General features: G+C 47.2%; 11 protein-coding genes. 1 reads left to right on the top strand and 10 read right to left on the bottom strand.

From position 1 onward, the window contains the following. Positions 1–32: 32 nt before the first annotated feature. The 8 genes from AC5YBX_RS03855 to AC5YBX_RS03820 all read right to left on the bottom strand — a co-directional run bounded on the left by AC5YBX_RS03855 (position 33) and on the right by AC5YBX_RS03820 (position 8,770). Positions 33–860, bottom strand: coding sequence for an ABC transporter permease subunit (locus AC5YBX_RS03855; protein WP_494519923.1), 828 nt, complete (start codon positions 858–860; stop codon positions 33–35). Next, a complete protein-coding gene (locus AC5YBX_RS03850) occupies positions 857–1,783 on the bottom strand; it encodes an ABC transporter permease subunit (protein ID WP_475516004.1) in 927 nt (308 codons plus the stop codon). The genes AC5YBX_RS03855 and AC5YBX_RS03850 overlap by 4 nt, the downstream gene beginning before the upstream one ends. Continuing rightward, complete coding sequence (gene potA / locus AC5YBX_RS03845; RefSeq protein ID WP_475516003.1) at positions 1,780–2,916, bottom strand: polyamine ABC transporter ATP-binding protein; 1,137 nt, start codon at positions 2,914–2,916, stop codon at positions 1,780–1,782. The genes AC5YBX_RS03850 and potA overlap by 4 nt, the downstream gene beginning before the upstream one ends. A 101-nt stretch (positions 2,917–3,017) precedes the next feature. Further along, positions 3,018–4,118 (bottom strand): polyamine ABC transporter substrate-binding protein, encoded by a 1,101-nt coding sequence (locus AC5YBX_RS03840; protein WP_475516002.1) that lies wholly within the window; start codon positions 4,116–4,118, stop codon positions 3,018–3,020. A gap of 184 nt (positions 4,119–4,302) precedes the next feature. Next, the gene (locus AC5YBX_RS03835) at positions 4,303–5,403 is read right to left on the bottom strand and encodes a polyamine ABC transporter substrate-binding protein (RefSeq protein WP_494524387.1); all 1,101 of its coding nucleotides are present in this window, start codon (positions 5,401–5,403) and stop codon (positions 4,303–4,305) included. Between the two features lie 290 nt (positions 5,404–5,693). Then, positions 5,694–7,043 (bottom strand): glutamine synthetase family protein, encoded by a 1,350-nt coding sequence (locus AC5YBX_RS03830; RefSeq protein WP_475516000.1) that lies wholly within the window; start codon positions 7,041–7,043, stop codon positions 5,694–5,696. Positions 7,044–7,048: 5 nt separating this feature from the next. Next, on the bottom strand, positions 7,049–7,810 hold the full coding sequence (locus AC5YBX_RS03825; RefSeq protein ID WP_494519926.1) for a gamma-glutamyl-gamma-aminobutyrate hydrolase family protein: 762 nt from the start codon (positions 7,808–7,810) through the stop codon (positions 7,049–7,051). 411 nt (positions 7,811–8,221) lie between these two features. After that, positions 8,222–8,770 carry a cupin domain-containing protein gene (locus AC5YBX_RS03820; protein WP_494519927.1) on the bottom strand — a complete coding sequence of 183 codons (549 nt, stop codon included), beginning with the start codon at positions 8,768–8,770 and terminating at the stop codon, positions 8,222–8,224. 184 nt (positions 8,771–8,954) lie between these two features. On the opposite strand from AC5YBX_RS03820, the gene AC5YBX_RS03815 reads away from it, so the two are divergent. Next, complete coding sequence (locus tag AC5YBX_RS03815) at positions 8,955–10,262, top strand: NAD(P)/FAD-dependent oxidoreductase (RefSeq protein ID WP_494524386.1); 1,308 nt, start codon at positions 8,955–8,957, stop codon at positions 10,260–10,262. Here the strand turns inward: AC5YBX_RS03815 and AC5YBX_RS03810 are convergent. Both AC5YBX_RS03810 and AC5YBX_RS03805 read right to left on the bottom strand, forming a co-directional pair. After that, complete coding sequence (locus tag AC5YBX_RS03810; RefSeq protein WP_494519929.1) at positions 10,259–11,122, bottom strand: sulfurtransferase; 864 nt, start codon at positions 11,120–11,122, stop codon at positions 10,259–10,261. The two genes, AC5YBX_RS03815 and AC5YBX_RS03810, sit on opposite strands and share 4 nt — an antisense overlap. 269 nt (positions 11,123–11,391) lie before the next feature. Next, positions 11,392–12,888: an aldehyde dehydrogenase gene (locus AC5YBX_RS03805; protein WP_494519930.1), complete on the bottom strand. Its 1,497-nt coding sequence runs from the start codon at positions 12,886–12,888 to the stop codon at positions 11,392–11,394. Positions 12,889–12,978: the final 90 nt, after the last annotated feature.

Here is a 12,978-nt window from a genome sequence, read left to right as displayed (position 1 = left end):
TAGCTTGCCATTATTTTGCGATGCTATCGGTGTTATTCGCTGGCCATCCGGCTGCGCTTATCGGCGCGGCGCGCCATATACCATGAGATAAAGGCGATCAGTGACACCAGTAAAATAATCAAGGTTGCCAGCGCATTGATTTTAGGTGATACCCCCATCCTTACCGACGAGAACACTACCATAGGCAGCGTGGTCGCACCTGGACCAGAGGCAAAACTGGCGATCACGAGATCATCGAGCGATAAGCTAAATGACAACAACCAACCGGCAATTAAGGCAGGTGAGATCATCGGCACCGTGATATAGAAAAAGGTCTTGAGCGGGGTCGCGCCTAAATCTTGCGCCGCCTCCTCTATCGACATATCTAACTCACGTAAGCGCGACGAGACCACCACAGCAACATAGGCGGCACAGAAGGTGGAATGGGCAATCCATACCGTCAACATACCGCGTTCAGCAGGCCAACCAAACAGATCTGCCATATGTACAAACAATAGCAATAGTGACAAACCCGTGATCACCTCTGGCATCACCAGAGGCGCCGTAATCATGTTCGACAAGGTTAACCTGCCCCATGAGCGAGCAAAGCGTGTCATAACAAATGCCGCCATGGTGCCTAAGATCACCGCCATGGTAGAGGCGAAGAAAGCCACTTTTAAACTGGTCGCAACCGCATCTAAAATTTGATCATCGCGAAACAACTCGCCATACCACTTGGCCGAAAATCCGCCCCACACCGTCACCAACTTGGATTCATTAAATGAGTAGAACACCAAGATGAACATAGGCGCGTAGAGAAATATCATCCCAGCCCATAGCATAACGGTAGAAAAGCTGAGTTTTTTTAGTCTGTTACTCATATCTTTTTCTCCATGCTTTTTGACTGATAACGGTGAAACAGCGTGATAGGAATAATCAATAGCGCCAACATCACAATCGCAAGCGATGAGGCTACAGGCCAATCACGGTTATTAAAGAACTCCTGCCACAACACCTTACCTATCATCAGAGAATCTGGGCCACCCAATAGTTCAGGAATAACAAACTCACCCACCACAGGAATAAAGACCAACATAGAGCCAGCAATCACCCCCCCCTTAGAGAGCGGCAAAGTGACCTTCCAGAAGGTATTTAAGCTGCGCGAGCCTAAATCGGCTGCCGCTTCGAGTAAACTGCCATCTAGCTGAGATAAATTGGCATACAAAGGTAAAATCATAAACGGCAGATAGGTATAAATAATACCAATATAAACCGCAAAGTTGGTGTTAAGCATTTGAATAGGATCGGAAATAACCCCCAGCCACATCAACACATTATTGATCACACCGTTATTACTTAATATGCCCATCCAGGCATAAACGCGGATCAAAAATGAGGTCCATGAAGGCAACATCACTAGCAAAATCAGCACGGTTTGATGCTGCTTCGGCGCTCTAGCAATGGCGTATGCCATTGGATATCCCACCAGCAGACACCCAATCGTGGTGATACAGGCCATTTTCAATGACCCCAAATAGGCATTCACATACAGGGAGTCTTCAAACACCAAGATGTAGTTACCCAGATTAAGTAAGATCTGCAGCGACTCATCGGCATATTGAAACAGTGCGTCGTAAGGCGGAATGGCGATCGCTGGCGATGATAGGCTGATCTTCAATACAATCGCAAATGGCAAGGCAAAGAACATCAACAACCACAGGTATGGCACACCTATGGTCAAATGCTGCCCTTTGAATAATCGTTGTCTTAGCGATTTTTTTCGCTTTTGCACGACCCCACTCATGATCTTAATACCACTCCACTGGTGGCCTCCCATCCGATAAACACCTTCTCCTCCCAGGTGGGGGAATCTGAGCGGCGATCGCTGTTGGTCATCACCGACTGGACCAGTTGGCCACTGCTTAAGCGAATGTAGTAGACCGAAATACCACCAAGGTAAGCGATATCCTCCACGACCCCTGCACACCAGTTGTATTCGCCTTGGGGTTGCTCTCGGCTGATCTGGGTTTTTTCCGGTCTAACCGCTAACCATACCTGTGTGGTATCCACGCTAGTCGATACCCCGTAGCCAACGTAGAATCGCTGGTCAATATTGGGCGATTGAATAATCACATGGTCGACCTCATCCTCGACAATATCGCCTTCAAATAAGTTAACCGAGCCAATAAACTCAGCCACCATACGGCTAGCTGGGCTCTCATAGATATCGATAGGAGAGCCTGTCTGTACTATCCAGCCATCGCTCATAATGGCGATACGTTCGGCCATGGTCATGGCTTCTTCTTGATCATGGGTCACCATGACACAGGTGACCCCGACCGCTTCGAGAATATCGACCACTTCAAGCTGCATCTGAGTACGCAACTTTTTATCCAGTGCGCCCATGGGCTCATCGAGCAGTAATAATTTAGGCCGCTTAGCAAGCGAACGAGCGAGTGCGACACGCTGACGCTGACCACCTGAGAGCTGATTTGGCTTACGTTTGGCATAAGCTTCCATGTGCACCAGTTTCAACATCTCTTGCACACGAGTGTCGATTTCGGCTTTGGACATTTTGTCTTGTTTTAAACCAAAGGCGATATTCTGCGCCACTGTCATATGCGGGAATAACGCATAAGACTGAAACATCATATTGATAGGACGCTCGTAGGGCGGCATATCGGTAATATCTTCGCCGTCGAGGTAGATGCGACCTTCAGAGGGTTTTTCAAAACCGGCTAATATGCGCAGCAAGGTTGACTTGCCGGAGCCCGATCCGCCTAATAAGGCAAAAATTTCCCCACGATTAATATTCAATGACACGTCGTCTACCGCGCGAACATCGTCAAATAATTTGCTGACTCTATCGATCTTCAGCAATACCTCTCCTTGCGTCTTTGTTGTCGGTTTATTGGTGACGCCCGAATTGTTGGTCATAGTACTTCTCCACGACAGTGCCTCATTGGCACTTACTGCAACACTAAAAATTAAAAAGTGAATAAAAAGGGCAAACCCATGGGTTCGCCCTTACTAAGGGATCACATACCCGATTTGACCTTAGTCCACACGCGAGTCATCGCGCGCTGTGCTTTCATTGGGCGCACATCGGCAACGTATAAACGCTCAAGTACTTCAGCCGTTGGATAGATGGCCGGATCGTTTAAAATCTCTTCGTCGACAAACTCTTGCGCTGGCACATTAGGATTAGCGTAAGCGACGTAGTTAGTGATTGGCGCGATAACTTCAGGACGAAGCAGGTAGTTAATAAAGGTATGCGCATTTTTGGCGTTCTTCGCATCTGCTGGAATGGCTAACATATCAAACCATAAGTTAGCACCTTCTTTAGGGATGGAATAACCAATCTCTTGGCCATTTTCAGCTTCCTCGGCACGCGCGGCAGCTTGAAACACATCGCCAGAATAACCAAAGGCAACACAGATATCGCCGTTAGCCAAATCGGTTATGTAGCGTGAAGAATGGAAATAGGTCACATAAGGGCGCACCTTAGACAATACCTCACCCGCTTTGGCATAATCATCGCTACTGGTGCTGTTTGGATCTAGACCGAGATACACCAACGCCATCGGCAGCATCTCATCGGCAGAGTCGAGGAAAGACATACCACATTTAGACACTTTCTCTGCGTACTTAGGGTTAAATAACAGTTCGAGTGAATCAACAGGTGCATCTTCACCTAGGACTTCCTTCACCTTTGCCACATTATAACCAATGCCTGTGGTGCCCCATAAATAGGGCACTGAATACTCATTGCGCGGATCGGCGGCTTCAAGTTGCTTCATCAACTCAGGCTTGAGGTTGTTATAGTTACTCAGCTGGCTCTTATCGAGCTTTTGAAACGCCCCAGCATTAATTTGCTTAGCAAGAAAATTGTTTGATGGCACGACTAAATCATACCCTGAACGACCCGATAGCAGTTTAGCTTCAACCACTTCGTTGCTGTCAAACACATCGTAAACGACTCGGATACCCGTCTCTTTTTCAAAGTTTGCTAGGGTGTCTTCGGCGATATAATCAGACCAGTTATACACATGTACCACTTCTTCAGCATTGGCCATCGAACTGGCAAATACACCAGCCGTGACGACGGCGACCGTGGACATTTTCTTTAAAAGATTCATGCTATCTCCTTATTTAGCTTGCCAGTAATATCGTTAAGACTTACTGCCGTTGCATGGCCGATAATGACGGCTTTCGTTGTTATAGTTATCCAATGCTACAGCCAGTTAAACGCATCGGTAGATTGCTTAATACTTTACAAGATCTAATGGATTAATAGATATACTTATCAACTCATTAGATGGATTAAAGACCAGATTTCGCTTTCGTCCAGGCTCTAGTCATTGCCCGCTGAACACGCAGAGGACGAACCTCTCGAATGTACAAGTTTTTCAGCACCGCTTCGCTCGGATAGATCCCCGGGTTATTACGGATCGCCTCATCGACCAAGGCTTGCGCCGGATCATTAGGGTTAGCGTAAGCCACATAATTAGAGATCTCGGCTATCACATCTGGGCGCAGTAGATAGTTGATAAACAGGTGCGCATTATGTTTGTTCTCTGCATCAGCAGGGATAGCCAACATATCAAACCACAAATAGGCGCCCTCTTTGGCTATGGCATATTCAACCTTTTGACCATTGCCAGCCTCTTCGGCGCGCGCCGCCGCTTGAAATACATCGCCAGAGAAACCAAATGCCACACAGGTGTCGCCATTGGCTAAATCGGTGATATAACGCGATGAATGAAAGTAGGTCACGTAAGGACGCACCTGCTCAATGACTTCACCGGCTGCCTGATAATCATCAGGATCGGTACTGTTAGGATCGCGCCCCAGATAAGATAAGGCTTGCGACATCATTTCGTCAGCAGAGTCCATCATAGACAAACCACAACTCGTGAGCTTTTGTGCATATTTGGGGTCGAAAATCAGCGCTAAAGAATCCACAGGTGCATCGTCGCCTAATAGCGCTTTCACTTTGTCGACGTTATAGCCAATGCCTGTGGTTCCCCAAAGATATGGCACCGAATAAAGGTTCTGCGGATCGGCTTTTTCAAGCTGCTTCATCAGGTCGGCGTTGAGATTACCTAAATTAGTCAGCTTACTTTTATCCAGTGGGGTAAATGCCCCTACTTTTATCTGTTTGGCAAGAAAGTCATTGGATGGCACGACAATATCGTAGCCAGAATGGCCCGACAACAACTTGGCTTCCACCATTTCGTTGCTATCAAACACATCGTAAATCACCCGCACCCCAGTCTCTTTGTAGAAGTTATCTAGGGTATCTTTGGCGATATAATCGTTCCAGTTATACACTTTCAATACTTCTTCGCTGTAGGCCGCACTGCTGGCTAATGCCGATAGCGCCACCAAACAAGATGCGGTTATTCGCTTTAATAATGTCATTTTTTCTCCCTTGCCACGCCGCTTTCACGGGTAAGACTGTGTCATAGTGATAGCCAATTGGCTTGTATCCCTTTTGGACCAACAATTGCCGACTTAGGCAACCCTGATCTGGTTATTACCTACAATGCTACAGCTTACATCCGCATCGAACTGGTTAAGCCTCCTTCATTTTCTCTATGTAGATAAGGTTATGGGCACTGTGGTGCAGCACAACACTGCGCCCAATATACTGACCATTTCTACGTCTCAGTTAGCAGGCAACTGGACTAAGACATTCATAACAGTAATGGTTATACGGTTAGTAATAAGAACTCACGTTCCCAAGAACTGATCACGCGGCGGTAGTTTTCCAAATCAGCTTGCTTGACCGCAATATAGCCATTGGTGAATGTCTCACCCAAATATTCACGCACAGCTAAGCTTTCAGACATCACAGCTAAGGCTTCTTCTAGCGTTAACGGTAAGCTGTTACCGAGTCGATTCTCGTTTGCGCGCCCTTGTACTGGTGTCGATGGTTTCACATCTTCAACCATGCCCATAAAACCACACAGTAGTGTCGCTGCAATGGCCAAATAGCTATTAGCATCGGCGCCGGCTATGCGGTTTTCGATACGGCGGTTTTGCGGCGAAGACTCTGGAATACGTAGACCACAAGTGCGGTTTTCATCACCCCATTCCAAGTTAACGGGCGCCGAAGTACCAGGTAAGAAACGTCTAAATGAGTTCACATTAGGCGCCATCAAAGGGAGCAGTTCAGGAATATATTTTTGTAAGCCACCGATATAACTTAAAAATTTTGCGCTCTTAGTACCATCTTCATTAGTGAAAATGTTTTTACCCGTCTTAGCATCAACCACGCTTTGATGAATATGCATCGCACTGCCGGGCTCATCGGTAACGGGCTTCGCCATAAAGGTGGCGCACACGTTATGCTTCAGTGCTGCCTCACGCAACGTACGTTTAAACACAAACACTTGATCTGCCAGTGATAACGCATCACCATGACTGAAGTTAATTTCCATTTGAGCAGTGCCCTCTTCATGGATCAGGGTATCGATATCTAGCCCCTGTGCTTCACACCAGTCATACATATCTTCAAACAGTGGATCGTATTCATTCGCGGCATCGATTGAAAATGACTGACGACCAGACTCACGGCGACCACTTCGACCAATAGGTGGACTCAGTGGAATATCAGGATCTTCATTTGGCTTAGTAAGATAAAACTCCATCTCTGGCGCGACGACGGGCTTCCAGCCTTTATCTTCATAAAGTTTTAAGACTTTTTTTAGCAAGTTACGCGGTGACAACTCAATCGGGTTGCCCATTTTGTCATAGGTATCGTGGATCACTTGCGCGGTGGCTTCAATACACCAAGGCAACATAAAGATGGCTTTATCATCGGGGACACAGACAAAATCAATATCGGCTTTATCGAGCAATGAGTCATACACCTCATCATCAACATAATCACCCGTCACCGTTTGCAATAAAACGCTCTCAGGCATACGCATGCCTTTTTCATCAATAAACTTAGCAACAGGGGCAATCTTACCGCGGGCGATACCTGTCATATCACTGATAACACATTCAACTTCTGTAATTTTATTTTCTTTTAAATAGCTGATTAACTTTTTCATTTTTATTATCTCGTTCGTTGCGCTGCTCTTTGTTGGCAGGCTTTGTTAAAGGCGGTGAAAATTGCGCGATAAAAAGGATGGTCTAAGACCTTCCATTCCGGATGAAACTGCACCCCTAACGCAAAGTTTTTCGCATCTTTGACCGAAAACGCCTCGACTAATCCATCGGGAGCGTAAGCTTCTGGCCGCAATCCAATGCCCAAGCGGTCGACACCTTGGGTATGTACAGAGTTAACCTCTGCCAAATTGCGGCCCCATGCCTCGTGGAGCAGGCCTCCAGGTTCAATTTGGATTGGATGCGATATCCCATATTGAACCTCTACTGGTGCGGTTTTATCTTCGCGGTGTTCAATAAAACCACCCACTTGATGTAATTTTTGATGTAAAGAACCGCCATACACCACATTCATCTCTTGAAACCCGCGGCAGATAGCCAGCACAGGGATTCCCGCGGCAATAGCAGCCTTTAATAGGGGGAGTGTGGTTGAATCACGCTTAGGATCGTGTAACGTTTCTGCGTCACTCACCTCACCATCATAATGATGAGGCTCGATATTAGAGGGAGACCCAGTGAATAGAATGCCATCGAGTCGTGGCAGGATCGCCGCCGCAGGGCAATGACCCAATGACGGGATAACGAGTGGCCAAGCGTTAGTGGCGTCAGCAATGCTTAATAGATATTTCTCACCGACGATATTAAATGGGTGTAGGCCTAATTGTTGATTACAAGCTGTCACGCCAATAACAGCCAGTCCTTCCTCGGACATAGATCACCTGTAGAGTTGTTGCTTTTCTTATAGTTGTTAATAATGAGCAAAGGCTAACCGAATGTTCATTTTTTCACACACTACACTGAAAAATAACACTAGGCAATAGGTCTTCAAAACAAAAAATAAACACTTGCGCAACAAAAGCGGCAAAACTGAATTAAAACAGTAAAGCGATCACCAAACAGATTGATAGCACCAGCTACAACGACGAATATTTTGAACAAAAGTCTGCGATAATACGGGGAGTACAGTGAGTGGAGGAGGTAAAAACAAGCCGATTGAGTGGATAAAATTATTTACACCTCAAACGAAATAATGCTCCGTTAGAGATCAAATATCAAACACAGCGCAGCAAGGATAACCCCATAGCGCTGCTTATCAATCAAGCACCGCCAAAGGAGTTACTGATTAGAAGTTAGCGGGAGTCGTGGCACTCACAATACGGCAAGCTTGTTCAAACGGGTTGCGAAAGCGATGCGGTAATTCACTGTTAAAGTAGTAACTGTCACCTGCGCAGAGAATAAACACTTCATCGCCAACGGTGATCTCAATTTGCCCCTCAATCACCATAGCAGCCTCTTCGCCTTCATGCTGCAACATCTCTTCCCCCGTATCGGCGCCGGGGGGGTACACTTCATTCATCACCGACATGGCACGGTTAGGATAATCACGACCGATCAGTTTGTAATCAAGGTTGCCATCACCGATATCGAGCAGTTCACCAGCGCGATAAACCACCTTTTGCTCACTGGGCAGGCTCTCTTCAATAGAAAAAAAGTCCACCAATGACATAGGCAGTCCTGACAAGACTTTTTTCAAAGAACTGACTGAAGGACTCACACTGTTCTTTTCTATCATCGAGATAGTGCTATTGGTTACGCCCGCACGCTTAGCTAACTCTCGTTGCGATAACCCCTTCATTTTTCGAACAGCTTTGAGATTTGCACCGATATCCAAAAAACCTCTCCTATCCAACCGATTTATGGCAAAACAATTTGTCATACTAGTTTGTATCAAACAAAAAAGCATGTTAAATATAATCAACAAGTGTGAATTATAACCAACCCGAAAGCTAAAAGTACACTCTTCCTCGGGTCGATTAAGTCGAATAACAACAATAAAAAGCGATTCAGGAGCCACAATGTCTAGCAAACCGCCGATCCACAGTGACAATTACCCCCAGTCTTACTACTTCGCCACGGCTAATGCATTAGAGCCACTGCCTAAACTGACCGAACATATCAAGGTTGATGTCTGCGTCGTTGGCGGCGGCTTTAGCGGTATCAATACTGCCATTGAACTGGCTCAAAAAGGCTTTAGTGTGGCTTTACTGGAAGCCAAACGCATTGGGTGGGGTGCATCGGGTCGAAATGGCGGTGAATTGATCCGCGGCATAGGCCACAACGTTGACCAATTTAGAACCGAAATCGGTACCGAAGGGGTACAGGCTATCCATGAGATGGGCTTTGAAGCCGTCGATATCGTCAAAAACCGCGTCAAACAGCATAATATCGACTGTAACCTACAGATGGGTTATTGCGATCTCGCCACAAAGCCTCGTCACATGACAGAGCTTGAAGCGGATTATCAAGAGATGGTGGATCAAGGTCGCGGTGAAGGATTCTCGCTGCTACAGCAGCACCAAATCAAAGAGGTGATTGGCTCGGACTGTTACATTGGCGCGCTGGTCGACATGAATAGTGGTCATCTACATCCTCTTAATCTGGCGTTGGGCGAGGCGCGGGTGGCTCGTGCTTTGGGCGTGCAGATGTTTGAATACAGCGCCGCCACAAACATTATCAAGGGCGAACGCCCGACAGTCATCACCGAACAGGGGCAAGTGGATTGTCAATATGTGGTGCTGGCAGGCAATGCCTATATTGGCCATAAACTGGAAAGTTATGTCGGCGGTAAAGTGTTGCCCGCTGGCAGTTATTTACTGGCGACCGAACCTCTAACTCAGGCACAGTGTGACGAGATCATCCCCAAAAATATGGCCTTTGCCGATCTGCGTATCGATTTAGATTACTTTCATTTATCACAAGATAATCGCTTACTATTCGGCGGCCTGTGCACCTATTCGGGTAAAGATCCTAAAGACATTAATGCCGCACTGCGCCCCAACTTAGAAAAGGTCTTTCCACAGTTAAAAGGGGTCAAAATTGACTACGAATGGGGGGGGATGATAGGCATTGGCGCTAATCGTTTACCGCAAATAGGACGCCTCCCCGACTGCCCCAATATTCTCTACGCGCAGGCCTATGCTGGCCATGGGGTTAACGCCACCCATATGGCAGCTAAACTGATCAGTGAAGCACTAACGGCCCAGGCTGAACGCTTTGATATTTTTGATAAAGTGCAGCATATGACTTTTCCTGGTGGGCCGACCTTTAGATCGCCCATGCTGGCTGCCGGTATGCTGTACCACAGATTTAAGGATCTATTTTAAGCGTCGGGGACGATAACAGGTGCACAGGGGCTAATGGGCAAGTGATGATGACTGCCCCACTCGGTCCAAGAGCCATCATAGAGCACGGTTTTAGGGCAACCCGATGCCACAGCGGCCAATATCAATATGCAGGCGGTGATGCCAGAGCCACAGCTAAAAATTCGCTCGATGTTATCGCCACTCTCTTGCTGAGCAAATAACGTCTGTAACACTGGCGTTGCTTGTAATTTATGCCCATCAAGCACCTGACTAAATGGCAGATTAATCGAACCTGGGATATGACCACTACGTACATTGGCACGAGGCTCTGCCATTTCACCATTGAAACGTTCGGCGGCGCGGGCATCAAACACTTGTGCATTGTCGGCATCAAATCGCGCTAACACATATGCCATATCGCATACTAAGCCCGCTTGATATTGGCCTTTGAAATTACCTTGATGTGGGTGTTGGTGATACTGCTCAACCGTGGTGCGCCCCTCAAGCAGCCACTGCGGTAAGCCACCATCGAGCACAAACACACGCTCAAACCCCATCACTTTAAACATCCACCAGGCCCGTGGTGATGAATAAATACCTTGATTATCATAGATAACCACAGTGCTATCACTGTCGATACCTAAATTGGCAATACCTTGATTAAACTGCTCGACGCTAGGCATGGCATGCACTTGTGCTGAGGTGGTGTCGCAAAACACCGTTTCTAAATCGATTTTCTGCGCTCTCGGTATAGCGATAAATTTATCGTAAACAATAGGCGTCTTACCTATGACGTTATCCATACTGGCGTCGAGAATAATGACACCTGCTTCAAATAGATTCGCTTCAAGCCAGGCAGTGCTAACTAAAGGGTATTGCATTGTAACTCCAAACAGGCTTTGGCCAATTAAACTGGTGACTGTTTGGCAACATATACGAATAACCTAGGTAGCTACAAGCAAAAAATGCCAATAACAATCTCGGTATCAACTGTTAGGCATACAATCTGCCACTGTCCCTAGTGGGATGTAAATGCTCACCATAAAAAACCGCACACTATGCATGATGCTAGCGTGCGGTTACGGGGTTAGCACCAGAAAGTGCTGAGCGAGTGGCTGAGCAACTGACGATGTTAAGTAAGGCTTTTTACTTAAAGCGCAATCCAGGTAGCCTTGATTTCAGTATATTTATCAAATGCATGCAGCGACTTGTCACGACCATTGCCCGACTGTTTATAGCCACCAAATGGCGCCGTCATATCGCCACCATCGTAATGGTTAATCCAAACCATGCCACTGCGCAGTGCCTTGGCGGTTTTATGTGCCTTGCTGATATCGCTAGTCCATACGCCTGCGGCCAGCCCATAGATGGTGTCATTGGCAATACGAATGGCTTCATCCATGCCCTCAAAACTTATCACAGACAACACAGGACCAAAGATCTCCTCTTTGGCGATGGTCATCTGATTGTTTACATCGGCAAAGATGGTTGGCGCCACATACACGCCACCCGACTCAGCCATCACCTGCTCGCCGCCTTGCACTAAGCTTGCTCCTTCGGCAACACCAGAGCGGATATAGGCCAATACGTTATCGAGCTGCTGCTGGTCAACAACCGCGCCACAAGTGGTGTCAGGATCGAGAGGATGACCCGGTTGCCATGCTTGCATCTCGGCAGCAATCAAGGCTATCAACTCATCCTTAACCCCAGCTTCCACCAGCAAACGAGAGCCAGCGGTGCACACTTCGCCCTGATTAAATGCAATGGCCGACGCTGCGGCAATGGCCGCTTCTTGCAAATTAGGCGCATCGTTAAAGACGATATTAGGACTCTTGCCCCCCGCCTCTAACCAGACTCGCTTCATATTAGACTCGCCAGCATAAATCATTAATTGCTTGGCTATTTTAGTTGAGCCAGTAAACACTAAGGTATCAACATCCATATGCAAGGCTAACGCCTTACCCACAGTGTGCCCGAACCCTGGTAACACATTGAGCACCCCCTTAGGGATCCCGGCCTCGATGGCTAGCTGTGCCACACGAATAGCGGTTAACGGTGATTTTTCTGATGGTTTTAATACCACACTGTTACCGGTTGCCAGCGCAGGGCCGAGTTTCCAGCAGGCCATTAACAACGGAAAATTCCACGGCACAATGGCCGCGACAACGCCCACGGCTTCGCGGGTGATCATGCCTATTTCGTTATGAGCCGTTGGCGCAATTTCATCGTAAATTTTATCAACCGCCTCTCCCGACCATCGCAGCGCTCTAGCGGCGCCAGCAACATCCACGCAAGTAGAATAGCGAATAGGCTTACCCATATCTAAGGTTTCTAATAAGGCTAATTCATCTTGATGTTGCTCAAGCAGTGAAGCAAAACGAATCATTACCTGCTTACGTTTAACGGGCGCCATCTGTGACCAATCACCGCGTTCAAACACGGCTCTACCACTGGCCACGGCAATATCGGCATCGGCAAGATCGCAACTGGCTACTTGCGCCAACACCTTGCCATCAATCGGGCTAATACAATCAAACGTCTCACCAGACACCGCAGCGCAATATTCGCCATTGATAAATGCCTGACCATTAATTGATAGCGAATCTGCCATCTGCTGCCACTGTTCTCGACTTTGGGGAGTACTCATTCTGACCTCTTAGCGGGTGATAAATCATCATTACGATAGTTACAATCAATTTGCAGCGCACCCTTTGCACATTAGTGCGCGTCTTGGCTG

It is taken from the genome of Shewanella sp. 492, from assembly GCF_059338445.1.
This window is presented reverse-complemented; position numbering and strand designations above follow the sequence as displayed.

Excerpts from the sequence above, each read along its gene's own strand:
- AC5YBX_RS03855 (WP_494519923.1), bottom strand. The coding sequence starts at position 860 with ATGAGTAACAGACTAAAAAAACTCAGCTTTTCTACCGTTATGCTATGG.
- AC5YBX_RS03850 (WP_475516004.1), bottom strand. The coding sequence starts at position 1,783 with ATGAGTGGGGTCGTGCAAAAGCGAAAAAAATCGCTAAGACAACGATTA.
- potA (WP_475516003.1), bottom strand. The coding sequence starts at position 2,916 with ATGACCAACAATTCGGGCGTCACCAATAAACCGACAACAAAGACGCAA.
- AC5YBX_RS03840 (WP_475516002.1), bottom strand. The coding sequence starts at position 4,118 with ATGAATCTTTTAAAGAAAATGTCCACGGTCGCCGTCGTCACGGCTGGT.
- AC5YBX_RS03835 (WP_494524387.1), bottom strand. The coding sequence starts at position 5,403 with ATGACATTATTAAAGCGAATAACCGCATCTTGTTTGGTGGCGCTATCG.
- AC5YBX_RS03830 (WP_475516000.1), bottom strand. The coding sequence starts at position 7,043 with ATGAAAAAGTTAATCAGCTATTTAAAAGAAAATAAAATTACAGAAGTT.
- AC5YBX_RS03825 (WP_494519926.1), bottom strand. The coding sequence starts at position 7,810 with ATGTCCGAGGAAGGACTGGCTGTTATTGGCGTGACAGCTTGTAATCAA.
- AC5YBX_RS03815 (WP_494524386.1), top strand. The coding sequence starts at position 8,955 with ATGTCTAGCAAACCGCCGATCCACAGTGACAATTACCCCCAGTCTTAC.
- AC5YBX_RS03810 (WP_494519929.1), bottom strand. The coding sequence starts at position 11,122 with ATGCAATACCCTTTAGTTAGCACTGCCTGGCTTGAAGCGAATCTATTT.
- AC5YBX_RS03805 (WP_494519930.1), bottom strand. The coding sequence starts at position 12,888 with ATGAGTACTCCCCAAAGTCGAGAACAGTGGCAGCAGATGGCAGATTCG.